The sequence below is a fragment of the Enterococcus sp. AZ194 genome (genome assembly GCF_051713825.1).
In the GTDB taxonomy this organism is placed as follows: Bacteria; Bacillota; Bacilli; order Lactobacillales; family Enterococcaceae; genus Enterococcus_K.
Window position 1 is genome coordinate 3,397,827 of sequence record NZ_JBIOQR010000001.1, and the last position, 23,427, is coordinate 3,421,253.

A 23,427-nucleotide genomic window follows, 5' to 3' on the forward strand; every position below is an offset into this window, starting at 1 on the left:
AATTGAGAGTTATTCATTTGAAAAAAATTCTGCAGCTATTCTACCAAAACAATGCGCTTATGCTTCATACTAGGAAAGCTCCGTCACTCAATGAAAAACGGCTTCGGTAATACCAAGTCTCCACAAAAAAAAAATTCCACAGACACTCAAGCTGTGAAACTCTTTTTTTATTATTCCTTTGCCTGTTACCTGTTTAATTCAAAATCGAAATTTTGTTTAGTGGCCAGTATCTGAAAACGGCTTTCCCGTGGATCAAATCCTCGTCTACCAAACCAAAAATACGACTATCTTTTGAGATGAGACGATTGTCCCCTAAGACTAAATACTTGCCCTCTGGAATCGTCACTTCGAAGTCCTGTGTAAACTGTGTCGCTTGTTCTGCTATTGCTTGGAATTTTTCATCATAAGAGTATTCCTTTTGAAGTTTATCATTGGCAAATTCCTTTTTAAATTCATCAAGATATTCCTCTTTGTACTCCTTGCCATTGATCGTCAGTGTGTCGTTTTTCATCGCTACCGTATCTCCTGGCAAGCCAACCAATCGTTTGACGATTAAGATATCTGGATCATCTGGTTCGACCGTTGTGATAATATCCATCCGATTATAGCTGGAAATTTTCGATGAAATCAACTTCTGTCCATCTTGTAATGTTGGATCCATCGAATGACCTTTCACGGTAATTGGTGTAAATATAAAATATCTAGCTGCAAGGACAACAATCAGTAAGACAATCATAAATCCCCAATTTTTTATAAAGTTTTTCATATCCAATAAAACGCTCCTTTTTAGCTCGTTCTGTATTTTCTCAAAACGAATTTAATATCTTGTTAAGTATATCATCATATAGAACAACTGGGGAAAAAGTTTGATTTAAAATGAAAAAAATTAAATAACTCTTTCACAGGAGGGCTGGCCCTCATTTTTAATTAGGAATAGTAACCTTTTTTTGAAAGAAAATAATAACTCAATGTTTTTATTGAGAATGCCAATAGGACGGCAAAAATTATCTGATTTGCACTCACCGAATGCGCCCCTGAAACGATAAGAATAAGTATGAGGGCTGCAATAAACCCCTCCGTGTATTCATTAGATTTCTTTAAGGCATGTTCACTAATCTTAATACTTCGTTCATCTTCTTCAATGATTGATGAGTCTGTCCAAAGAAATAGCCAAAAATTCGCTTGTTTTGTCTCTTTAAACTCAATCCAGCCTTTTATTAAGTATGTAAGCAGTACAGACAGTGCCACAAATAAAAGAAGAAGTATTCCAATCAAACTTACTAAAATCCATTCGGTTGAAAACATTTGTTCAATCTGATGAAATGATTGAAAGAATATATGACCCAAACCCACGCACCAAAATGTACTTAGTAAAATAACCGTATCTCGCTTAATTTTTTTCATAGGCGGTCTTCTCCTTTTTAAATAATTGTTCCACAGTCGTTTCAAAAACTTGAGAGATATCTAACGCCAACTCCAAAGATGGAACATATGACCCTTTTTCCAAAGAAATAATCGTTTGTCTGGATACATTAACTAATTTTGCTAATTCTTCTTGGGTCAGTTTTCGTTCTTTGCGGAATTCTTTGACATGATTTACAACGGGCACTCGAGTCTCCCCCTTTAAAAATGTAAAACCAGCTTTACATTTAGTATACGGATTTACAAAAAAATGTCAAGCTAACTTTACATTAAAACTCAAAAAACTAGAAGCTTTGTCAAAAAACGACTAGCTTCTAGTTTTTAACTCAACTGCTCAGATGTGTTCAGTAAGTCCTATAAACGATTCTACGGAACTGACAATCTGTTAGTTATTTGATTTGTTTATTTTGTTTTTTCTGTTGCTTGCCATAATTCCTTCATCGCTGGAATATTTCCTAATTCCGTTAAATTGCTTGGCATGATTACAGTGTTGCTATTGTTTTCAACGACATGTTTGAAGGCTTCAATTCCGAGGTAGGCCAACATTTGTTCATTTAAGGCACTCTCTTCAATCGCCTTATTGATTTCTTTGATTCTCAATTTTTCTGCTTCTGTGATGACTTGAATCCGGCGTGCTTCGGCTTCTGCATCAATACGTGTACGATCCGCACGAGCTTCCGCGTCAATTCGTGTTTGTTTGGCACGAGCAGCTGCATCAATCTCCATCTCAGAGGCCCGAGCTTCAGATTCCAAAATAGTCGATTGTTTTTTTCCTTCAGAAATCGTGATTAATGATTCTTTGTCTCGACTAGCGGTGATTAACTTGTTCATCGAATTGATGATTTCATCTGAAACGGAAATTTCACCAATATTGATTCGGTCAATCGACAAGCCATAACCTGCCGTAATATCTTTAACACTTTCATACAAATTTACATTGATTTCTTCCGTACCGTTTAACACTTCATTTAAATCCATTTTCCCGATAATCCCTCGTAAATTAGACTGACAATCTTGAATCATCGAGGTAACCGAGTCTTCATTATCATACACAAACGCCCGAACATCCGTCACATGATATTTGATTGCTTCATCAATTTCAACGATTACATTATCTCGTGTAATAACACTTTGAGATTCAATTTGAAGTGGTGTTTGCTTCAGAGACACGCGTTGTTTGACGTTATATAAGATAGGCATTAAGAAATGCAGACCTGGTTCTAACGTCCGGTCATATTTCCCAAAGCTTTCGACAACCTTCACTTGCCCTTGATCAACGATAACCACCATTTTGATGACTAAAGTCACAATAATTGCCAATAGTAAAACCCCGATAACTAAACTAAAAATTGCCAATATAATTCACATCGCTTTCAAATAAATAATTATTTACGCGAACGAGAAGCTCTTTACTAGTAAAATCAATTACCTCTAGCATCGCCCCTTTGTCCGGTATGCCTTCCACAACCTTAAAATCATACCAACTACCTAAAATACGGACCGTTCCAACATAACGTTCCGTATTTGTGCGGAAACACTTGCCGATTGTCTTAACCATCTGATAATCTGCCATAAACCCTCTTCCTTAAAAAGTATTCTATTGATAAGTACCAGTATACTCTTTCTTTTGGAAAAATACAGCGTAACCTTAAGAAACGCTACAAAATAAAAAAATTGCTAACAATCAAAAATCAAAAGATTGTTAGCAACGATTTTTTATAAAAGTGACAACAAGAAGATGGCCAACAAGCCCGTAATAACAGAAAAGGCCATTGAACGTGTCTTATAAGCGACACCTGCCACGAGCAGCATGGCCACAATTTTGACATTCCATGCTAAGTCCAAGTGTTCATGCGTGATAAACACATCTTTAAACGATAATGCCGCAAACAAAGCAACGGGAACATATTTCATCCATTCACTAAACCAAGTGGGCACCTTGCGTTTTGTAAAATATAATAACGGAAGGACACGTGGCAGATAGGAAACCGCAAATAAACCACCAATCATAAACAATAACGACAGATTAGTCATTCTTTTTCGCCTCCTGTTCGCTAAATGGGAAAATCGGGGGATTCAATTCATTGGCCACCTTTTTCTTATCCTCGCGTTTTTTAAACAGACGCTCTGCTGTATAACCGCATAATGAAGCCATGATAGTAGCGACAATTAGCCCAAAAGTGTTCTGAAAGGCCAACATAAAAATGACTGCAAGAACACCTGATAAAATACCCGTAAAAATCAACGTTGCATCCTTCATTTGCATCACAAACATAAAGATAAACATAGCTGTTAAAGCAAAGTGAACCATATCTGCGTCAAGTGTAATCATCGAGCCTAGTAACGTGCCGATAACATTACTCAGTAGCCAAGAGATTAAAGAAAACCAATTGACATATAAAGCTTTTTTTGAATTCCACGTTGGGTCCGTAGAATATTTCAAATAATTTACGGCATAGTTTTCATCATTTAACGATTGAGAGAACAACGCAATAAATCGTTTTTTCTCTTTTTTCATGAACAAAGACATACTTGAACTCAGTAACATGTACCGAAGCTCAAGGAAAAAAGTCATCAGAATCGTTGAATAAATAGGTGCTTGAATGCTCAGCATGGAAGCGACCAAAAATTGGGCACCACCAGAAAATACCAAAACTGATAAAATTGCTGTTAAATATACGTTAAATCCAACCTGTTGCAGCAAGACACCACAGGCTAACCCCACTGGAATATAGCTCAGACATAGTGGCATCACAGCACGTATTGCTTCGCGCCATGCTACGGTTTTATCTCTACTCATGTAAATGACTCCTTTTAATTTTCAAAACAAATAGACAGCGTACACATTTTACCATATCTATGAAAATAATGTTGCTTTTTTCAATCAAATTTTCGTTAGATTTTTCACAAAAAGGACTTCGCGCTTTCCCACCCAAAAAAGAGATTTCTAAATACAGCGATTCGTTTCATGATATACTCAAAAAAATCAGATAATTTGTTCACTTTTGGCATTTTCGATTGTTTTATCTAAGAGGAGGGGGAAAATTTGAAGCTAGATGCTTACGAAAAAAAATTGTTAAGTATTCTTAATGAGTTCGTTGGTTATTTGATCAAAATAGGTGCAGATAAACAAGATGCACAAGATATTGCTCATGACGTCATTATCAAGATTTTAGAAATCGAGACCGTTCTTCCTGCAAAGATGATCCGCCCCTGGATATTTCGTGTTGGACTCAATCTCTATTTTAATTTATTTAATAGAAAGAAAAAATACCAAGAGATCCTTCGACTACATATCATGCCCACGCACTCCGAGTTTTGGGAATTACCTATAGAAAATGAATACGAGGAGCTCTATCAAGCCTTAAACAAACTTGATTTAAACTCTGCCAATCTCCTCTTAATGAAATACGAACAGAATTTGCGAATCGAGGAGATGGCCTTCATTTTAGACCGACCAAAAGAAAGTTTAAAAAACGAATTGTATCGTGCTCGAAAAAAATTAGCTGTTTTGATGGCGCAAAATGAATAAAGAAGGAGAGAAATCAGATGAACTTTGAAGACAAAGAATTTGAAAAATTAGTCAAAAAAGCAAGACGCGAACGGTTACTTAAATCCACCTTTAGTTCGATACTAGCGATAATCATATTATTAGGCCTCATCTTATCTGGCTACTGGTTTTATTGGAACTTGGGTCCATTTCAGGGAAATAAAGTAGCTGGAGTTCCTGACGGTCAGATACGTGCGTTTCAAAATAAAGAAACAGAAACCCTCTCCACTCTACTTATGCAAAATTTTGAAAGCTACGGCTTGAATATCGAAGCAAAAGAACTCATCATTTATGCCGATTACTACGAAAAGGATAAACGTATCCGCCATGATATCATGGCAGGAAGCCAACAGGAGGAGACACAAATGCTTTCGACAATTCTTTCTTGGGGCGTTATCGAAACAGCGAACGCCCCAACGGAAGTTCGGATACAGTTTGCAAATGCTGGAGTTCTAGCTAGTGGTGGTTTCACCTTTGAAGGATACGGAACAACAGAAAATCCGTTTAATAACGCTGCGAGCCGCAGTCATCTGCTTAAAGATGGTCCTCTCAAACTAAACAAACGTTATGTACTTCAATATTGGATTGACGATGGTGAAGTTGGCTACAGTGACACAAACGTAATATTCGACAAAGAATATCTACGCGAGTGGGACAGAACCCTCATTATGTACATGGAGATAAAATAAGAAACAAAGGAGAATATCCAGACATGCGTGCCCAAACAAAAAACGTCACTGGTTGAGTGACGTTTTTTGTTTGGGGCTTTTTATTTGTACTTACCCTACCCGCGAAGTCCTTTAAATGCTTGAGACCATAACAATAATTCATCTAGCATGTCGTTGACGCCTGCTGCCATGTGCTCGCCTGGTTTGAAGTCAGAGAAGTTTTCAAAGTCTGTGAACAAGTTGAAGGCTGGGTTTGTCCGCACATCTGCCACTTTTTGTTCTGCCAAGACTAGACGAACTTGTTCTGCTGCACGAATGCCGCCGCCTGAACCGTAACTAACAATCCCGGCTGCCTTATTAAACCACTCATCACGTGCACTATCTAATGCATTTTTTAATGATGAAGACATTCCATGGTTGTATTCTTGAGCGATAAAAATGTAGCCATCCAATTCGTTTATTTTTTCATTCCAAGCCAAGTTAGGTGCCTCAGTTCCCATGAATGGTAAATTATAATCTTTGATATCCACGATTTCAAACTCATGTCCTTCACGTGCTGACGCAATTTCTTTTATGTATTCTCCCACTTGTGGGCTAACGCGTCCGTCTCTTGTGCTTCCTAAAATAATTCCAAATTTCATATGATCTATCTCCTTTAAATTGTTTTTTATTAACTTACAAGACATAGTATACATCCTTACTTTTTGTTAGTAAAGAATTATGCTTACAATTTGTAAGTAAAATAAAATAAGAACAAAACCCCTCTGTTAACAGGTTTTGTTCTTATTACTGAATCTTATTTAGCAAATTATTTCAGACGAATTGGTGACAAAACTTTCACTTCGTAAGGGGCCAAAGAAATCGTTGGTAAGACCGTTTCGTTTGTTAACAGATCTTGACTCTCCTCTGACACTTGGATTTCTTTTTTCTCTTGTGAAAAATTCATCACGAAATAATAACTTTTTTCTTCAAAATCACGCGCCTGTACAGAAACATCTGAGTCTCCTTGCACAACCCACTGATTTTCTAAGCCATATTGTCGCGTAAGTTCTCCATAAAACATCTCTAAGAAAGCTGCTTCTGTTCTAGCTCCGATAAAATAGGCCGTGCCTTTTCCCACCTTATTTTTGGTTACGGCAGCTTGCCCTTGGTAAAAGTCTGCACCATAAGTTGCTAAGACCTCTGAATCGATCACTTCAAATAAGCTGCAGTAGTCTTGAACGACATACTCGTGGTTCTCAAAATGAAGCGAGTTTTGATCTTTTGGATACAAACTGTCTGTCTCTGTAACCTTGATACCAAACAATTCTTGTAAGGGCCTCGGCCAACCATTGATATAGGTTAAATCATGTTCATTGACATATCCTGTGATATACGTTGAAACAAGATGTCCACCGTTTGCTACATAATCCTGCCATTTTTTCATAGTAGCCTCAGATATTAAATACATCATCGGTGCGATAACCAGCTCATAGTTTGCCAAGTCCTGTTCCTTTGTAATGACTTCAACCGCGATATCTTGATTCCAGAAATAACGATAATGTTTTTGTAAGGTTTGTGAATATTGTTTACTTGCATTAGAAAAACCCTGTGCATCGCCTAACGCCCAATTATTATCCGAATCATAAATAATCGCGACCTTAGCCCTTTTATAGCTACCTTTGATCTCTTTAATTTTTTCAAGAGCTTGTCCAACTTGCACGACATCTTTAAATACTCGATTCTGTTCATCATTATCGTGATCGACAACTGCGCCATGGAATTTTTCAGATGAGCCTCTAGATTTACGCCATTGGAAATATAAATTACTGTCTGAACCATGCGCGATAAATTGCATAGAGGAAAGTAGATGCATACCTGGACGTTTCGTTTTGTTAACATCATGCCAGTTCACTCCACTTGGTGTCGATTCCATAATTAAAAAAGGTTGCTGTTTAAAGCTGCGGTATTGATCATTGATAAAGCCCACCTTACTGGCCAAATCTGCTACAGACTCCCAATCGTTATGCCAAGCCGGATAACAATCCCAGCTAACTACATCGACATGCTTAGAGAATTTCCCATAATCCAAGCTTTGAAACGGAATTAAATCATACGTATCCGCCATAAAGTTGGTTGTCACAGGAATAGTTGGTGTCAAACGACGGATATCTTTAATTTCATGTTCAAAAAAATCAATCGTTTGATCCGTTACAAACCGATTCCAATCCAAATTTAGCCCATGGACCATCGTTTCCCCTAGTGGCGATGGTGACTCAATCTCAGTCCAATCTGTAATCGTATGACTCCAAAAAGGTCCCCACCAAGCTTCATTCAGTTCCTCTAGGGTTTGATATTTTTTCTTTAACCAGTGACGAAAATTTTCTTGGCAATAATCACAATGGCAATCTCCAGAGTATTCATTTGAGATATGCCACATCAATAAAGCTGGATGGTTGCCATAACGTTCCACTAGTTTTTTGTTAATGATTGCGATTTTTTCTCTATAAACAGGTGATGAGAAACAGTGATTGTGACGTCCTCCATGTAGATTCTTTTCGCGAGAAGCATTGGTTCTCAACACCTCTGGATATTTTTTCGACATCCAACTAGGTCTAGCCCCACTCGGTGTAGCCAAAATGACATTGCCCCCATGTGCATAAATATCGTCCATGATTTTGTCTAACCATTCAAAATGAAAGACCCCTTCTTCTGGCTCTAACGTGCTCCAAGCAAATATGCCTAATGAAAAGGTATTGGCCTGTGCTTTATCCATTAATTCTAAGTCTTTCTGTAAAATTTCAGGATAGTCTAACCACTGATCGGGGTTATAATCTCCTCCATGTAAAAATCGATCTTCTAAATTAAAACGTGTCATAATGTGTACTTCCTTATCCTTTCGTTCCTCCAGCTGTTAAGCCTGAAACAAAATGTTTTTGTAATGAGACGAAGACCAAGGCAATCGGAATACTAATTAATATTGCACCTGCTGCAAACGTCGTATAACTAGCCCCCATCTTGTCCGTCACTAATTTATATAACCCAATCGGTAAGGTATAATATTCCGGGTTTCTAAGTAATACTGATGAGAGCGCAAAATCACCCAAAGGTCCAGTAAATCCATTCATCGCAACCACTGCTAACATTGGTCGTGACAAAGGAATTAAAATTTGCCAAAAAATCCGAGAGTTGCTCGCACCATCTATCTTGGCACTCTCATCCAAATCTAGCGGAATTGAGTCAAAGTATCCTTTTAATAAATAGGTATTCATCGGAATTTGTCCACCTACATAGATTAGAATCAGTAACCAGTGACTATTAATCAATCCCATCATCTGTGCTAATACGAAAATCGCGATTAAGGCAGAGAATTGAGGGATCATTTGTAGTAACAGAACGAGCATCAATCCATTTTTTCGCCCTGTAAAACGGAATCTTGAAAAGGAATAGGCGGTCATAGACACAAAAATCAAGGATAAAATCATGGTAAAGAAACTAATTTTTAATGAGTTCATATACCACTGCCCATACAGTAGTGTCCCATCACCGACAAAGAGTCTTGTAAAGTGGTCAAGTGTTGGGTTTTTAGGAATCAGACTAGTACTAACCAAACTATTTCCTGGATTAAAGCTTGCACCAATCGTCCAAAGTAGTGGATAGATAATCACGACCACCATGACTAGTAATAATAAGTAAGTAAGAGTCAATTTAATATGACGCTGTGTTTTAAGACTTGACTGATGATTTTTCATACTAAACTTCCTCCTTAAACGAATTTGTACGTCTAAACTGCCATAGTGCAATCCCAATAACAACAATCGAAAGTAAAATAGTCAATGCAGCTGCCAGTGCATACTGACTGTTTTGCATAGTTAGTTTATAAATCCATGAAACCAGAATATCCGTCCCACCCGCAGTTGATCCCGGTACAGCTGGTCCACCTGAGTTAAAGAGATAAATAATATTAAAGTTATTAAAATTAAACGTGTATTGTGTGATGATAATCGGTGCCATTGAATATAGGATTAGCGGCAACGTAATTTTTTTAAATTTTTGGAATGCCGACGCGCCATCGATGGTTGCAGCTTCATATAAATCTTCTGGAATGGATTGTAAGGTTCCCGTAGTAACAATAAAAATATAAGGAAACCCTAGCCAGCCCTGAATAATTAATAGGGCAAGGCGAGTCCAATTCGCATCAGTTAACCATGGAATCGGTGAAATATGAAAAAAATTCAAAATGGTATTATTCACGGCACCGAAGCTATCATTAAACATTCCTGCAAAAACGAGAATCGTCACAAATCCTGGAACTGCCCAAGGTAATACGAGAATCGTCCGAAAGAATTTTTTGAAGCGAAGTTCTTTTTGATGAACAACGACTGCTAAAAACACGCCAATTGCGACTTGTAAAGTAGACGCAACTAAAGTCCAAATTACCGTCCAGCCCAACACATTAAAGAAGGTGTCTCGCCAAATATCAACTGTAAAGATTTTCTTAAACGTTTCTAGTCCCACCCAATCCGCCAAGTTTGCCGGAGCTGAATGATATAAATCATAATTTGTAAACGCAAGGGCAATACTAAAAAGAATTGGAAAAATCACTGAAAAAACCAATAAAATAAATGCTGGACTACTCATTAAATAAGGATAGCCTTCCTTCAACAAGGCCTGATAACTTTGTTTGATAGAATTAACTTCTAAGCCTTGATCCACAAGTTCGCCATTCTTGTAAGCATCACGCAAATTCAAATAGTAAAATAACAATCCAAACGCGATAACAATTAATGAAACTAACCCCTCTGCTAGTAAAAATATTGAATTATCCCTTGGGACTTCTGTACCCAGTGTAGCGATTCCCCATAGCCCCATATTAAACAAATCTTTAAACACAATCAGATACATAACAAAAAAGAAGAAAAACAGACTGCCTTTTACTTTTTGTCGATTATAGAACTGACCGATGCCTGGGATAATTGAAAACAATGCTGCTTTTTTGGCCCGAGAGCCTGTTTGTTTCACTGTATCATTCATAAAGCAATCTCCCTTGTTTTTTTTGAATAAGTAAATAAGCTTAATCTATTTGTATATCTCACCTATTTTAGAGTGAGAGGTTGGGACAGAAGTGTTTAACTCCGAGAAATAAGAAGGAATTCACGAAAATTGCTCTTCAAATTTTTGTGAATTTCAGCTTATTTCCGACGGAGTTACTTCTGTACCCACCGTTTATTCGGTACTAGGAGTGTGGGACATAACTAGTCGAGTTATGTCCCACACCCTTACCCCTCACTTTTTACTGATTTATTATTCTCTATTTTCCATTCGCTGCAATAGCTGATTTAATTTGATCTACGGCTTGTGGTAATGCTTCTTTTGGATTCGCTTTACCAGTTGCGACGGTTTGTAAGGCTGCATCAATTGGTTTCCACACAGAATTCATTTCTGTAATACCCGGCGTTAATTCTGCATATTTAGATTGTTCAGCAATGGCTTGTGCACTCTCACTTTCCTTGATGGAAGGATCTTCTGCTAAGGCTGCTACAGCAGGAACTTCTCCAGTTTTTTCATAACGAACTTTTGAGTTTTCTTCATTAGAAATAAACGTAACAAATTTTTCGGCTAGCTCAGCATTTTTTGAGTAGCTGCTGACGTTATAACTTTTCACACCGATAAATGAGCCCATGTGTTTGCCATTACTAAGTAGCGGCAACTCTTTCACGCCGTAGTCAACGCCTGCTTCTTTATATGGTTCAACATTCCATGGACCAGAAATAACAGCCGCCGCTTTGCCTTCTGTAAATAAAGAATCCAAGACGTTAATTCCTTGCTCACCAACAATGCCTGAAGGGAAAACACCCTCATCATAGAACTTTTGAATAACCTCAGCTCCTTCGATGGCTCCTTTATTGGCTAACCCTATATCACTTGAATCGTAACCTCCATCCGAATTTTGACCGAAGACATAACTACCATAACCACTCATGACCCCTTGTGCATAATAAAGTTGGTCCCATAGTGCCAATAATCCGTAACTATCATCTGTTTTCACTTCTTTTGAATAAGCAAACCATTCATCGACGGTTTTTGGTAAATCAGCTTCTTTCATTAATGCTTTGTTATAATATAAAATCTGAGTTTCCACAGCTTTCGGTAACCCATAGACTTTTCCATCAACCATCTGAGATTGCATGGCAGATTCCGTATAAATATCTTGGGTTGCTTTATCTACAGCTAATTCCTTGATTAACCCTTCTGTTACGGCTGTTCCAATTTGATCTCCAGGAATCGTGATGACATCCGGTCCAGTTCCTGCAGGTCCATCCAAACGTAAATCTTCAATTTGACCTCCATACGCTTTTTCGATGACTTTAATTTTCACATCATTTTCTTTTTCAAATGTTTTGACCGCTTCTTCAATTCCTGATGACTTTGATTGATCTTCCCAAACAAGTAGGTCATACTCTTTATTTCCTGACTTGTCTTGCGAACTACTTAATGAGTCTCCTTTTGGCCCACAAGCAGCTAAACCGAGTACCATTGAACTAGCTAGAACGAATGTCGTCATTTTTTTCATCTTTTTTATCCACCTTTTCACTTTTTTGTTTGAAAACGCTCTCTACATTTTTAATAATAAATTATTTTACTCATTATGTAAAGTATTTTATCTAATTAATTTACCGTTTAAGTAAATTAATTTACTTTTGCATATTAATCCTCCGCCTAGACAACTGATTAAACTATAGGATAAGACGCAATCCCTCACTCTTTTCTTGGATATTTTTATTCCTAGAAGTACAATTATTTTATTTAAAAGTAATGAAATTTAGTAAATTTCTTTACTTTCATTCTCAACTAAGTATATACTATATTTGAGGTGAAATAACGATGGTGACACTTAAAGAAATTGCTGAACACTCTGGCTACTCACAGGCAACTGTTTCGCGCTTGTTTAAAGGAGACAATTCTCTATCAATCACAAACGAAACAAAACAAAAAATTATCCATACGGCTCTTTCCATGGGCTATGATCGTTCGAAGATTAAAACAACCTTGGAGAAAATTGCCGTATTGTTTTGGCTCACTGAACAAGAAGAGCTACAAGATGTCTACTTCCAACAGCTACGTTTGTCTTTAGAAAAATATGCTCAGCTTAGTAATATGGAGATTGAACTAATCAAACATGAAGAAAATACAATACAAATTCCTGATTCTGTCTCTGGTTTTGTTGGTGTGGGTTCATTTACTAGCGAGGAGCTTCTGATGATAAAAGAGACTTGTCCAAATGGGGTCTTGCTTGAACTAAACCCTGAGCCTGATTTGTTCGATACGGTGAAGCCGGATACTGACAGAATTACACGCCAGGCAATTGATTACTTTGTTCAAAAAGGCTATACAAAAATTGGTTTTATTGGTGGAGCCTTCCATAACCCAATGATTGATCAAGACGAGGCAGACAGTCGTGAAATCGCGTTTCGTCAGTATATGGATCGAAAAGGACTACTCAATGACTCCTATATCTTTTCTAAAGGAAAGTTTACGGTCAACCAAGGATATGAGTTGACTTTAGAACTGATTAAAACATTAGGCGATGATTTGCCAGAAGCCTTCTTTATCGCTTCTGATACGATTGCAGTGGGTGCTCTTCAAGCCTTTAACGAAAAATATATTTCTATTCCTGATCGAATTGAGCTGATTAGTGTGAATGATACTGAAATATCTAAGTTTGTTTCTCCCCCCTTAACTACTTTTCGTATCGATGTCGAGGAGATTGCCAAAACTGCGATTGACATGCTCGTTGATCAAATCGTTTATCCTAGAAAGATCACAAAAACCGTCTTGCTGGGTTCCGAACTCGTGATAAGGAAAAGTTTTCAGCCCTAAAAAAAAGAGTCACTTGATTTGAGTTTAGCCTCTAATCAAGTGACTCCTTTTTCTTATTCATACACCCACAACCTCTATCTTTGTTTCTTCTGATACTGTAGCGGTGAGCATTCATAGACCTTCTTAAACAGGCGACTAAAATAATGTTGGTCCTTATAGCCGACTTTTCGAGCAATTTCAGCAATTGTATATTGAAGCTCCGGATTAGCGAGTAATTCTTTTGCTTTGGTCAGCCGATACTCGGTCAGATATTCAGAGAAGGTGTAGCCGAGCGTCTCCTTCATTTGCTTACTGAGATATGAACCACTGACAAACAAACTGCTGGCCGCCTTCGTAAGAGAAAGTGTCGCATCCGTATAATTTCTCTCAATGTACTGTTTGCCCTTTTGTGCCAAGTTTTCATATTCTTCATTTTCCTCTATGGTGAGGTGTTCTGGGCCCTGACTTTTTTCCATGTGCTGATTCATTCTTTGAATCATCTTTTCTAAATCTGTTTTAGGGACCGGTTTTAACAAATAATCAAACACCTGTAGCTGAATCGCACGTCGGGCAAATTCAAATTCATCAAAGCCACTGATAACTACCATCAAAATTTTGGGAAAACGTTGACTAATCAGCTGAATCAAGTCTAAACCGTTCATATCTGGTAGATTAATATCAACAAATGCAACTTGAATCGATTGTTTTTCTAATAAATCGAGCGCCTGTTGCCCTGTAGCTGCCAAAAAGATTCGCTCTTTTTTGACAGCCAGAAGAGGCAAATAGTTCGCCATTCCTTCTCGAATAATTTTTTCATCATCAATAATTAATAGATTCCATTCCATCACAATCACACTACCCCAGTTCTCTAATTGGTACAGCTATCTCTGCACACAACCTCTCATTTTCTATTCGATAGCTCAAATGAGCCGTTCCTCCATAAAAAAGCTTCAAGCGATGACGGACGTTAAACACACCAAAGCCTTTTTCAGGTTTGACAGAAGTGTTCGAATTTAGTTGTGCTAAAACTTCTTTAGTTGGTAACTGTCCATTGTTTTCAACTGTAAAAACTAAATAATTTTCAGTGTTGTGGCTCACCGAAATAAAGAGACACAAATCCTTCTGACTCGCTGAACGAATCCCATGTTGAATCGCATTTTCCACTAATGGCTGCAAAATAAAATGAAGCATTGTAAAACCTTGAAGTTCAGTTGGACAGTCAATTTGAACCTCCTGTAAGGTTTCGTGGCGCAATTTTTGAATTTGTAAATAACTTCGTACATGCTCTAACTCTTGTTGAACCGTAGTCAGCTCATTGCCTTGGTTTAGCCCTCTTCGAAAGAACAAGGCCAAATATTCGACCGTTTTAACAGCCTCTTTTGATGCCCCCCCTAGAATTTGCCATTGAATCATGTCTAACGTGTTATACAAAAAATGTGGCTGAATTTGTTCTTGTAACAATCTCATCGAGGCGTTTCGGTAATTCTCCTCATTTTCATAAACCTTATCGAGTGTCTGATTAAATGATTCAGCTAACTCCCCGATTTCATTTTCTGTTGCAACATCCGCTCGTACCACTCGATTCCCCTCTTGAACGTTTCGCATTGTTTCTTTTAACGATAAAATGGGCCGGATAATGCCTCTCATTAAGAAAAATAGCAAAACACCTAACACAACCAAAACAAGAATACTGATAAACAGGACTATGTATTGAAGCTTTGCTGTACTTTCGCTTAAATTTTCTTTCTCAATCACATAATGGACTTTCCAGTCAGGCAATAGTGAGAGGTTACTCGTAAACAGCAACTGTTTTTCATCATCAATAGCGATTCCTTGATCCCCACTAGATAAAAGTGAGCCTCGTCCATCATAGATTGAAAGGTCTTCTGCCAAATTCATGACTTTTTCTAGCGGAACGGCTGCTGCAATGTAGGCAGTGCCATCTGGTAGAACTTTCGTTAAACGATACAAAATAATCACAATCGACTGGTCGTCCTCTTTGGAAGTTACTAGATTACTGACGGTGTATTTATGATTTGGGTTGGCAAGTAATTTTTTATAATAATTGCGCGTTTCAATAGAAAATTGCGGATACTCCTCAGAAAAGGAAATTCCCTCTGTCGATACAAGCCGAATAGATACGTAATTCTCTTTTTCACGCGCTTCAAGTGCATGAATACTCGTAAACAACTGTTCGCGTGTCTGTGCTTCCCCGCTGGTCGCATCGGCAATCATTGCAATTTCAGCAATTCGATTTCCAAACCAACTATTAATTTCTTGTGTTTTACTATTCACAAACTGTTGAGTAATCGATGTATTTAAGGGAATCACACTTTTCTTCAACTCGCGGTGTAAAGTAAACGAAAGTGCCCCTATCAAGCTAATTGAAACGAATAAAAAGAGAAAGATAATCTGGCGTTTTATTGAATGCATAACTCTACCCCTTATTGTTATTTTCTTCACATGTTCGTTAAAATGCAAAAAAGTGCGTCTTAGTCCAAAGAAATTAGCACTACTTTTTATTATACTCATAACTGTAACTGTTGGGAAAACAAATTAAACATAAGGGGAGAAAAAAATGAAACAGAAACTGAAATTTCTGATTGTTGGTCTAGTGACAGTCTTGACGATTGCTGGCTGTTCTTCAGGAAACGCAGCAAAGGATAGTGGGACCTTCGAAGGATCAGGTAGTGGAAAACATGGCGATATCAAAGTGGAAGTAGCTATTAAAGAGGGAAAAATCGATAAAATCAAAGTCTTAGAGCAAGATGAAAACAAAGTCTTAGCTGAACCCGTTTATACAGAGCTGCAAGAAACAATCATCGCTGATAACTCAGCAGATGTCGATGTCATTTCTGGCTCTACTGCAACAAGTGAAGGGTACATCAATGCCGTAAAAGATGCGCTTAAGAAGTCTGGTATTACGCTCGTTGCAGCTGGAAAAGATAAAAAAGAAAAAGATAAGATTGATGCTGAGCAAACATTTGACGTAGTAGTTGTCGGCTCAGGTGGGGCTGGATTCAGTGCTGCGATTGAAGCCTCTGAAGCTGGTAAAAAAGTCGCAATCATTGAAAAAATGCCAACTGTTGGTGGAAATACGCTTCTTTCCGGTGGCGAAATGAATGCACCTGGTAACTGGGTTCAAAAAAATCTAGGCATCAAAGGTGATTCCGTTGAAAGCTTTTATGAAGATACCATGAAAGGTGGAGACAATATCGGGGATCCGAAAATGGTCCGCATCATGGCAGAAAACGCTTTGGATTCAGCTGAATGGTTAAAAGATGAAATCAAAGTAGAATTCTTAGAAGACCAGTTGTTCCAATTTGGTGGCCATACGTACAAACGAGCACTAATTCCAATTGGCCATACTGGTGCCGAACCAATTTCAAAATTAAAAGCAAAAGCTGATGAATTAAAAATTCCGATTTTCCTTAATATGAAAGCAAATGAGCTCATTCAAGACGATAAAGGAAAAGTGACAGGCGTTAAAGCGCAAGACAGTGCCGAAACAGCTATCACATTCCATGCCAATGATGCCGTTATTTTAACAACAGGTGGTTTTGGTTCAAACGTAGATATGCGTAAAAAATACAATAGCGAATATGATGAGCGTTACCTTTCAACAGATTCTGAAGGAACAACTGGCGACGGGATTGTGATGGCTCAATCAGTTGGTGCTGCTTTAACCAATATGGAAAGTATCCAAACTTATCCAATTGCCAATCCAAAAACAGGAATGATTTCTTTACTTGCTGACACACGTTTTGATGGTGCGATTTTAGTCAATCAAGAGGGAACTCGTTTCGTGGAAGAATTAGATCGTCGTGACGTGATTTCTAAAGCAATTCTTGCACAGACAGGCAAATATTGTTACCAAATTTGGAATGATGATATTGATGCCATTTCAAAAACAAAAGAAGCGCATAGTGCAGAATACGATGAATTGATTAAAGAAAAACTATTAGTTAAGGCAGATACTATTGAAGAAGCAGCAGAATTCTTCGATATTGATGTTGAGGGGTTGAAAGCAACACTTAAAAAAGTCAACGAATACGCTAAAACGGGCGATGACAAAGATTTCCATCACCGCGGTGGACTTGTTTCATTAGAAAAAGGTCCTTACTATATCGAAAAAGCGATCCCTTCTGTTCACCATACAATGGGTGGCGTTGTCATCAACGAAAACACAGAAGTTCTTGATGAAAAAGGAAATGCAATTCCTGGTTTGTATGCAGCAGGTGAATTAACTGGGGTTATCCAAGGGGCCAATCGTCTAGGCGGAAATGCCATTACAGACATTATTACATTTGGTCGAATTGCCGGTAAAACAGCAGGTGGGCTATAAAATCGAGTAACGTTATTTAACACGCTTCATAGAGCTGAGGTTGGGATAGGAGTTGCTTCTGTACCCACCATCGGACAAATCAGGCTGGGACATAACTCTACAAGTTAGTCCCAGCCTCTTCTACTATTCTTCTATCTCTTAATCTAATACAAGAACTAAACGATGTTAAAAAAAGGACTGTTTCAGAGCCTAACAGCTGCTACTTGATTTCTTTTAAAGATTCATAACGAAAACAGTCAGACATTTTAAAACAAATCCTAGAAGCGCAAATATTGTTGTAAAGACCAACACAATTACAACCTTTTCCAGGATGTACTTTTTTCGATCTCGTTGTTTACTCAACTCATCAAAATCCATCTTACCTTCAGTGAATGCTACAATCTCTTTATAAGTTTTTACATTGTATTTTTTCTTTAATTTTTCAAGCTTCATTGCGAAGTACATGCTAATCAGCCACAAAAGTCCAAACGGAACAAATCCCCAATTTCCAACAACGATGCTCGGAACCCCTATGATAAGTGTCAAAGCTAGGGCTATAGCCATTCCTTTTGTATTTTTCTCCATCTCCTCATTTCCAATCATACGTTTCATCTTTCCCACGTCTCCTTTGACTAATTCATCTAGAGAAATATCAAAAAGAACACTTAGCGCGACCAAATTATGAATATCTGGGTAACTACGATCATTCTCCCATTTAGAAATAGTCTGCCGTGTCACATATATTTTTTCAGCTAAGACTTCTTGGGAAAGTCCATGTTGTTCCCGATATTTTTTTAATTGTTTACTAAAGTTCATTTTGGTTTTCCTCCTAGTAAATTCAGCCTATCAAACAATCCTTTTTTTTTCTGTCTATGGTAGGTTACAAAGGATCGATTCTCTCTGTATATAGTTGTGTACATCGCCTAGAACAAGGCTTTTTCTTGAACTTATCTATTCAAGAGCTGTTCATCCATCACTAGATACTTTTAATTTTTTGTAGGTGGAATGCTAAGTTTGCTGGGTAAATCGTACCACATTTCCTAGGTAAATTTAAGGAACTTCCTCTGACAGATAGAAAAAAATTTTGCGCTGGGTAACTCTCTCGGAACATAACACCCAAAAAAAGAAACCGTTATTATTTCGGATAGAAATATAGTAAACTAAGGGAAACGTTTTATGAAAGGAGCACCATATGGGGGAGCCAACAGATATTATTAGATAATTTTATATTATTTAATAAGGAGAAAATACATGAACTTACTAACCATAAAAAAATCAACCGAACATGAAAGAGAGCTTCTTACTTCTATTTACGAAGAAGCAAAGCCGTATTTCAATAAAATAGAAAGGCGTGATCCACTTCCGCCTTTAACCGTCAGTGATGAGATGCTTCCCGGGATCCCCGCAACTGCACGTCACTGCTTGAGTATTTACTACCTAGATACACTCATTGGGTATCTATGGGTCTATAATGATTCTCCAACAAGGTTTTACATCCTTCATTTCTATATTCGTGAAGCTTATCGAAATTTAGGGTTCGGTAGATTGGCGATAAGAGAATTGGAAAAGAGAGAGGATCAAAAGAAAGCAACAACGGCTGAATTAGTTGTCTCCTCAAACAATTATCTTAGTCTGAGGTTCTGGCAATCAGTTGGATTTAATAAGATTGTCATGGTCTATAAAGAAAATCAAATAAACTCGGCTTCTATAGAACTAGAGTTACAGAAGGATTCATTTTCTAAGCAAGCCGAATTTATTCACCTCTTGCCTGTTAATGAAGACAACGCCTTTTTGGGTGGCACACTCAAATCGACAGATAAGCAAGTCCAAGCAAACTACACATTGGCAGTTCCTTTAGCTATTCAGGAAGCTTTTAAAAGAATGGATACTGTATTTCCTTATTTTATTTGCTTAACTAATAAAGTTATTGGTTATGCTGCCATTGTCCTTGATGAGCAAATTCCTGACCCAGAAAATCGCTATTGGTTATGGCAATTTTTGATAGATGAACGATACCAAAATAGAGGGCATGCTTCAAAAGCGCTGGAACTACTCATCAATCAATTCAGATACCTTGGCGTTGAAATTATTACCTTATCAACAAAACCTGAGAATCAGCGCGCAATCCATTTATACAAAAAGATGGGCTTTGTTGAAACAGGTGAATTAAATGAAGATGAAGTCATTTTGAAAAAATTTCTATCTCATAGTTCATACAAATAATTCTTTTACCAAAGAAGATAATAATCATACTTGACTATCGTCATTTTTGACTTAGGCTTTACATTCTCTTCAACTCCTAAATCCTCTGACAGTAATTATAGTGACGGCTGTCAGAGGATTTTGTTTTGTATCTATTAACTATTCAATTTAGCATTATCAAATACCAAGCGATGAAGAGATCAGCATGGTATTTCAAATTTAATACAGCGAAGAGAAATTATCCATTCAACCTGTGCTCCCGTGAATTTATACCGATGAATACTGAAACAGCTACTTGAAGCATTGAAATCAAAGGCGTTTGAACGATTTTTTATTTGTTCGAATGCCTTTCTTTTACCGCCAACAATTAGCCGTTCGAGAGGAAACAAGGAAGTGTGGTCCTGTTGCTATCGAAACCTGTCAAAGACAATTTTTTGGTCCCCCCACCGCTTTGATGAAATTGCCAAGAACATCGGTATGTCCGCAGATTTGAGTAAAATTTCCCCAGATATCCGTCAAGAATTACTGTCACTTGTTTACTACCTCGTCTCAGAAAAAGGACAAGCTATGTATCGTTTTCCTAAATGGGGCACCACCCACAAGCATCCTTTTGATCGAGTCATTTCTTCTCAATGAATTAGTGAGCCGTTTGCTAGGATTACCGAGGAAGACAAAACGGCCTATTTTCACACTCAAGTGAAACGTCGAGTTGAAAAAGAATATCTCGCGTTTGATACAACCGCCATCTCTTCGTACTCTACCTTAATCAAACAAGTAAAATATGGAAAAAATAAAGAAGGCGACTCTCTCCCACAAATCAATTTAGGAATACTTTATGGTGAAGAATCACAACTGCCCATTTATTATCGAAAGCTACCTGGGAATATCTCCGATGTGACCCTCATTGAAAATTTGATGGAATATATTGATTTTCTACAACTGAAAAAGTGAATCTAGTCTTAGATCGAGGATTTTACAGTGAAAAGAATATCAATGATTTAATGAGGCACCATCATAAATTCGTGATTAGTGTGAAATCAGCACTTAAGTTTGTGAAGCAACAACTAGATGAGATTCTATCTACCTTTGTCAGTCGCCCCAACTATTGTTCAGATATTCAGTTATACGTTCGTAGCTTTATCGAAAAATGGTCTTACACAGAGGAAAAAACATTTGAGCAGGGAAACCAACAGCGACGAATCTATTTACATTACTTGTTTAATGATCAACATGCGACAGATGACCGAAACCGATTCAATCATCAGCTAGATCGTTACGAGGAAGAAATCCGCTCTGGAAATTGAAGCAATTGTAAATTTTTATGATTCTGTTGTTTTAGCATCCTTTTTAGGAATATTAATTTATTCAAATTAGCTGATAGAGGTAGCCTACTAAAACTAATATATTGGCACAAAGCTACTTATAGCAATAACTTTTGCGTGCTGAATTACCTTTAACAAGTTAATAAATTAGCTAATTTTGTTAGCTAAATTTATAAAACCGTGATATAATGACAAAGAAAAGAGAGATATGCGCTAACATACCTCTCCTATGTAGAACCGTTTAAGACGGTAGCAGAATTTAATTAGTTATAAAAATAACCGTTATCTGGCCAAAGATAAGACGGTTATTTTTCTTTGTCGTTTTTAAGCATATCCACAATCAATTTAATCAAAGCAATGGTAAACATACCCATACTTAGAATCAATTGAATTGTTTCTAATGCGGACAAATGGCTTTCTCCTTTCATAGATTTTAACACTTATTCTCATAAGCACCACCACCCTTCAGAAGTAGCCACCGTCATAACTTTTCTACATTAATTAGTATATCATACTTGGAGTTGTTTACTTTTATCTTTAATTCATTAAGTTTCCTCTTTCAATCTTTTTTTGGTTAGGAATCATGCTACTATATTCCAAAATGAACAAGGATTTTCTCTTCTTCCAACGCTTTTTCACACAAAATGATTAAATTTCCTAACTCATTTATTACTAAGCTCTGTTTCAAATTTGTCTCAATAAATTCTTGTTCCTCTAAATCATATTCAGTATGAACAATAAAATTATTCGGCGCAAACTCAAATAAACTTCTCCATGCAGATATAATATTTTTCATTTGAAGAATCTCAGACGGAATCGTAATAAACGTTACACCATGATAATTTAATCCATTACTTTCATTACCTAATTTGTTCCAATAAGTAGTTAACCATTGAAACGAATCTAACATATATTGAATAAGCCCATCCCCTATTCTAAGTCCTCCTGTACTCTCGATATCTAAAAATGTTATATCTTTAACGTTATCTATTACTTCAAATTTATGGTCCATGAATTTCATCCTTTTTGGTAGTCTTAATTCCGCTTTTTATATAATAAGAAAAATAAAGAGTTTGTTTTCTCAATATACTGAAATATCGCTAATTTCATCTTTATTGTAGGTAAAGAAATCATCTTCCCACACCATCTGTACTACTATTACCACATTAGAAAACTTGATAGAGTAAAAACACCCATGCGTATTAACGTGTTCTTGACCATGAATTAGCATTAGAAATTTTTCCTCCTTGTCTTCAGTTGTGATCATTTATGAAAATTCAAATTTTATTTATTTCTTCTCTTTGCTTTGGAGTAAATAGACCTAGTTTAAAATATTTTGTTTTGTTTTTTGTTGAAACGATTAAATAGTAGTTCGTACTCTTATTCTCACCTCTACCAGTTATTACTCTTTCAGACTTAATAGTACATTCTGAAAGTTTGTATGAGTATAGCTTACCTCTGCACGTGATAATTTCTAATGCATCATCAGTTGTCGTTACAGATTTAACAAAAGTTCCCATAAATAGATACAAAAATAAATTAAATATACATAAAAATGCCATAACTCCAATTAAAATTTTGAAAAATGTATACTCATTTGATTGTCCTAGAATAATAATTCCTGCACAAATCATACTTTCTATACAAAAGAATAACGTCAAAAAAAGTACAATTATTCCTTTCTTTATTTTCAACGTACTCAAAATACCAACATCCTCTCGTTTTCAATTGTTAAGTGGTTCCTCGTATCGATCACTATATTCACTAAATTTATGTTCCATAACATTCTCCTTCAGTTAGTGATCGTTTTTGGGAAATGAAACTACTTCCAATAAATTGAATTTGACGGTATATCCTCTTCAAAGTATAGTTCATCTTCTCCTTCAACCTTCACTATGTCTGCATGTGTTACACCTAAGCTTTCAGCTAGGTTTTGTACATGCTGTCTATCCGTACTGGACATAAAATGCAATACTGCATTTGCACAAGAAATGTAACTAGCATCTATACCTTCCTGATATTTGGTTTTCCTTGCCATTTTTACATCCTCCTATCAATCGTTTTTACAACGACTTTTTGAAACTATAAAACATTATTATA

At 36.9% G+C, this 23,427-nt stretch carries 25 protein-coding genes; 6 read left to right on the forward strand and 19 right to left on the reverse strand.

Translation table 11 applies throughout. The features are described from left to right. Window positions 1-193 precede the first annotated feature (193 nt). The 7 genes from lepB to IGI37_RS15850 all read right to left on the reverse strand — a co-directional run bounded on the left by lepB (window position 194) and on the right by IGI37_RS15850 (window position 4,222). The gene (gene lepB / locus IGI37_RS15820) at window positions 194-766 is read right to left on the reverse strand and encodes a signal peptidase I (protein ID WP_438763022.1); all 573 of its coding nucleotides are present in this window, start codon (window positions 764-766) and stop codon (window positions 194-196) included. A 161-nt stretch (window positions 767-927) separates the two neighbouring features. Next, window positions 928-1,404 carry a hypothetical protein gene (locus IGI37_RS15825; protein ID WP_438763023.1) on the reverse strand — a complete coding sequence of 159 codons (477 nt, stop codon included), beginning with the start codon at window positions 1,402-1,404 and terminating at the stop codon, window positions 928-930. Beyond that, window positions 1,391-1,609 carry a helix-turn-helix transcriptional regulator gene (locus IGI37_RS15830; RefSeq protein ID WP_438763024.1) on the reverse strand — a complete coding sequence of 73 codons (219 nt, stop codon included), beginning with the start codon at window positions 1,607-1,609 and terminating at the stop codon, window positions 1,391-1,393. The genes IGI37_RS15825 and IGI37_RS15830 overlap by 14 nt, the downstream gene beginning before the upstream one ends. A gap of 215 nt (window positions 1,610-1,824) precedes the next feature. Further along, window positions 1,825-2,712, reverse strand: coding sequence for an SPFH domain-containing protein (locus tag IGI37_RS15835; protein ID WP_438763671.1), 888 nt, complete (start codon window positions 2,710-2,712; stop codon window positions 1,825-1,827). 52 nt (window positions 2,713-2,764) lie between these two features. Next, on the reverse strand, window positions 2,765-2,995 hold the full coding sequence (locus IGI37_RS15840; RefSeq protein ID WP_438763025.1) for a hypothetical protein: 231 nt from the start codon (window positions 2,993-2,995) through the stop codon (window positions 2,765-2,767). Between the two features lie 143 nt (window positions 2,996-3,138). Next, entirely contained in the window at window positions 3,139-3,456 is a 318-nt protein-coding gene (locus tag IGI37_RS15845; protein ID WP_438763026.1) for an AzlD domain-containing protein, read from the reverse strand. Then, the gene (locus IGI37_RS15850; protein WP_438763027.1) at window positions 3,449-4,222 is read right to left on the reverse strand and encodes an AzlC family ABC transporter permease; all 774 of its coding nucleotides are present in this window, start codon (window positions 4,220-4,222) and stop codon (window positions 3,449-3,451) included. The genes IGI37_RS15845 and IGI37_RS15850 overlap by 8 nt, the downstream gene beginning before the upstream one ends. 246 nt (window positions 4,223-4,468) lie before the next feature. Between IGI37_RS15850 and IGI37_RS15855 the strand changes: the two genes are divergently transcribed. Next, window positions 4,469-4,954: an RNA polymerase sigma factor gene (locus IGI37_RS15855; RefSeq protein ID WP_438763028.1), complete on the forward strand. Its 486-nt coding sequence runs from the start codon at window positions 4,469-4,471 to the stop codon at window positions 4,952-4,954. A gap of 17 nt (window positions 4,955-4,971) precedes the next feature. Then, on the forward strand, window positions 4,972-5,661 hold the full coding sequence (locus tag IGI37_RS15860) for a hypothetical protein (protein ID WP_438763029.1): 690 nt from the start codon (window positions 4,972-4,974) through the stop codon (window positions 5,659-5,661). A 95-nt stretch (window positions 5,662-5,756) separates the two neighbouring features. Here IGI37_RS15860 and IGI37_RS15865 read toward each other — a convergent pair whose 3' ends face one another. From IGI37_RS15865 to IGI37_RS15885, 5 genes are all read right to left on the reverse strand, one after another. Next, window positions 5,757-6,281 carry an NADPH-dependent FMN reductase gene (locus IGI37_RS15865; protein ID WP_438763030.1) on the reverse strand — a complete coding sequence of 175 codons (525 nt, stop codon included), beginning with the start codon at window positions 6,279-6,281 and terminating at the stop codon, window positions 5,757-5,759. A gap of 167 nt (window positions 6,282-6,448) precedes the next feature. After that, window positions 6,449-8,497, reverse strand: a complete 2,049-nt coding sequence (locus tag IGI37_RS15870; protein WP_438763031.1) for a beta-galactosidase — start codon at window positions 8,495-8,497, stop codon at window positions 6,449-6,451. 13 nt (window positions 8,498-8,510) lie between these two features. Beyond that, window positions 8,511-9,371, reverse strand: coding sequence for a sugar ABC transporter permease (locus IGI37_RS15875; protein ID WP_438763032.1), 861 nt, complete (start codon window positions 9,369-9,371; stop codon window positions 8,511-8,513). Between the two features lies 1 nt (window position 9,372). After that, window positions 9,373-10,653 carry an ABC transporter permease subunit gene (locus tag IGI37_RS15880; RefSeq protein WP_438763033.1) on the reverse strand — a complete coding sequence of 427 codons (1,281 nt, stop codon included), beginning with the start codon at window positions 10,651-10,653 and terminating at the stop codon, window positions 9,373-9,375. Window positions 10,654-10,930: 277 nt separating this feature from the next. Next, window positions 10,931-12,193, reverse strand: coding sequence for an extracellular solute-binding protein (locus tag IGI37_RS15885; RefSeq protein ID WP_438763034.1), 1,263 nt, complete (start codon window positions 12,191-12,193; stop codon window positions 10,931-10,933). A 311-nt stretch (window positions 12,194-12,504) separates the two neighbouring features. On the opposite strand from IGI37_RS15885, the gene IGI37_RS15890 reads away from it, so the two are divergent. Continuing rightward, window positions 12,505-13,500 carry a LacI family DNA-binding transcriptional regulator gene (locus IGI37_RS15890; protein WP_438763035.1) on the forward strand — a complete coding sequence of 332 codons (996 nt, stop codon included), beginning with the start codon at window positions 12,505-12,507 and terminating at the stop codon, window positions 13,498-13,500. Between the two features lie 74 nt (window positions 13,501-13,574). Here the strand turns inward: IGI37_RS15890 and IGI37_RS15895 are convergent, their stop codons facing one another. Further along, window positions 13,575-14,324 carry a response regulator transcription factor gene (locus tag IGI37_RS15895; RefSeq protein WP_438763672.1) on the reverse strand — a complete coding sequence of 250 codons (750 nt, stop codon included), beginning with the start codon at window positions 14,322-14,324 and terminating at the stop codon, window positions 13,575-13,577. Window positions 14,325-14,334: 10 nt separating this feature from the next. Further along, window positions 14,335-15,912 (reverse strand): sensor histidine kinase, encoded by a 1,578-nt coding sequence (locus IGI37_RS15900; protein ID WP_438763036.1) that lies wholly within the window; start codon window positions 15,910-15,912, stop codon window positions 14,335-14,337. A gap of 145 nt (window positions 15,913-16,057) precedes the next feature. On the opposite strand from IGI37_RS15900, the gene IGI37_RS15905 reads away from it, so the two are divergent. Beyond that, a complete protein-coding gene (locus IGI37_RS15905) occupies window positions 16,058-17,824 on the forward strand; it encodes a flavocytochrome c (RefSeq protein WP_438763037.1) in 1,767 nt (588 codons plus the stop codon). Window positions 17,825-18,037: 213 nt separating this feature from the next. On the opposite strand, the gene IGI37_RS15910 is transcribed toward IGI37_RS15905, so the two are convergent. Next, window positions 18,038-18,619 carry a helix-turn-helix domain-containing protein gene (locus IGI37_RS15910; protein WP_438763038.1) on the reverse strand — a complete coding sequence of 194 codons (582 nt, stop codon included), beginning with the start codon at window positions 18,617-18,619 and terminating at the stop codon, window positions 18,038-18,040. 435 nt (window positions 18,620-19,054) lie between these two features. On the opposite strand from IGI37_RS15910, the gene IGI37_RS15915 reads away from it, so the two are divergent. Both IGI37_RS15915 and IGI37_RS15920 read left to right on the forward strand, forming a co-directional pair. Further along, on the forward strand, window positions 19,055-20,026 hold the full coding sequence (locus IGI37_RS15915) for a GNAT family N-acetyltransferase (protein ID WP_438763039.1): 972 nt from the start codon (window positions 19,055-19,057) through the stop codon (window positions 20,024-20,026). A 1,001-nt stretch (window positions 20,027-21,027) separates the two neighbouring features. Further along, a complete protein-coding gene (locus IGI37_RS15920; RefSeq protein WP_438763040.1) occupies window positions 21,028-21,309 on the forward strand; it encodes a hypothetical protein in 282 nt (93 codons plus the stop codon). Window positions 21,310-21,632: 323 nt separating this feature from the next. On the opposite strand, the gene IGI37_RS15925 is transcribed toward IGI37_RS15920, so the two are convergent. From IGI37_RS15925 to IGI37_RS15940, 4 genes are all read right to left on the reverse strand, one after another. Then, on the reverse strand, window positions 21,633-21,737 hold the full coding sequence (locus IGI37_RS15925) for a putative holin-like toxin (protein ID WP_438763041.1): 105 nt from the start codon (window positions 21,735-21,737) through the stop codon (window positions 21,633-21,635). A gap of 179 nt (window positions 21,738-21,916) precedes the next feature. Continuing rightward, the gene (locus IGI37_RS15930; RefSeq protein WP_438763042.1) at window positions 21,917-22,339 is read right to left on the reverse strand and encodes a hypothetical protein; all 423 of its coding nucleotides are present in this window, start codon (window positions 22,337-22,339) and stop codon (window positions 21,917-21,919) included. A 265-nt stretch (window positions 22,340-22,604) separates the two neighbouring features. Further along, complete coding sequence (locus IGI37_RS15935; RefSeq protein ID WP_438763043.1) at window positions 22,605-23,030, reverse strand: hypothetical protein; 426 nt, start codon at window positions 23,028-23,030, stop codon at window positions 22,605-22,607. Window positions 23,031-23,149: 119 nt separating this feature from the next. After that, entirely contained in the window at window positions 23,150-23,365 is a 216-nt protein-coding gene (locus IGI37_RS15940) for a hypothetical protein (protein WP_438763044.1), read from the reverse strand. Between the last annotated feature and the right edge of the window lie 62 nt (window positions 23,366-23,427).

Coding starts and splice junctions, on each gene's coding strand:
- lepB (WP_438763022.1), bottom strand. CDS start 766: ATGAAAAACTTTATAAAAAATTGGGGATTTATGATTGTCTTACTGATT.
- IGI37_RS15825 (WP_438763023.1), bottom strand. CDS start 1,404: ATGAAAAAAATTAAGCGAGATACGGTTATTTTACTAAGTACATTTTGG.
- IGI37_RS15835 (WP_438763671.1), bottom strand. CDS start 2,712: ATGGTGGTTATCGTTGATCAAGGGCAAGTGAAGGTTGTCGAAAGCTTT.
- IGI37_RS15840 (WP_438763025.1), bottom strand. CDS start 2,995: ATGGCAGATTATCAGATGGTTAAGACAATCGGCAAGTGTTTCCGCACA.
- IGI37_RS15845 (WP_438763026.1), bottom strand. CDS start 3,456: ATGACTAATCTGTCGTTATTGTTTATGATTGGTGGTTTATTTGCGGTT.
- IGI37_RS15850 (WP_438763027.1), bottom strand. CDS start 4,222: ATGAGTAGAGATAAAACCGTAGCATGGCGCGAAGCAATACGTGCTGTG.
- IGI37_RS15860 (WP_438763029.1), top strand. CDS start 4,972: ATGAACTTTGAAGACAAAGAATTTGAAAAATTAGTCAAAAAAGCAAGA.
- IGI37_RS15865 (WP_438763030.1), bottom strand. CDS start 6,281: ATGAAATTTGGAATTATTTTAGGAAGCACAAGAGACGGACGCGTTAGC.
- IGI37_RS15870 (WP_438763031.1), bottom strand. CDS start 8,497: ATGACACGTTTTAATTTAGAAGATCGATTTTTACATGGAGGAGATTAT.
- IGI37_RS15875 (WP_438763032.1), bottom strand. CDS start 9,371: ATGAAAAATCATCAGTCAAGTCTTAAAACACAGCGTCATATTAAATTG.
- IGI37_RS15880 (WP_438763033.1), bottom strand. CDS start 10,653: ATGAATGATACAGTGAAACAAACAGGCTCTCGGGCCAAAAAAGCAGCA.
- IGI37_RS15885 (WP_438763034.1), bottom strand. CDS start 12,193: ATGAAAAAAATGACGACATTCGTTCTAGCTAGTTCAATGGTACTCGGT.
- IGI37_RS15890 (WP_438763035.1), top strand. CDS start 12,505: ATGGTGACACTTAAAGAAATTGCTGAACACTCTGGCTACTCACAGGCA.
- IGI37_RS15895 (WP_438763672.1), bottom strand. CDS start 14,324: ATGGAATGGAATCTATTAATTATTGATGATGAAAAAATTATTCGAGAA.
- IGI37_RS15900 (WP_438763036.1), bottom strand. CDS start 15,912: ATGCATTCAATAAAACGCCAGATTATCTTTCTCTTTTTATTCGTTTCA.
- IGI37_RS15905 (WP_438763037.1), top strand. CDS start 16,058: ATGAAACAGAAACTGAAATTTCTGATTGTTGGTCTAGTGACAGTCTTG.
- IGI37_RS15910 (WP_438763038.1), bottom strand. CDS start 18,619: ATGAACTTTAGTAAACAATTAAAAAAATATCGGGAACAACATGGACTT.
- IGI37_RS15915 (WP_438763039.1), top strand. CDS start 19,055: ATGAACTTACTAACCATAAAAAAATCAACCGAACATGAAAGAGAGCTT.
- IGI37_RS15930 (WP_438763042.1), bottom strand. CDS start 22,339: ATGGACCATAAATTTGAAGTAATAGATAACGTTAAAGATATAACATTT.
- IGI37_RS15940 (WP_438763044.1), bottom strand. CDS start 23,365: ATGGCAAGGAAAACCAAATATCAGGAAGGTATAGATGCTAGTTACATT.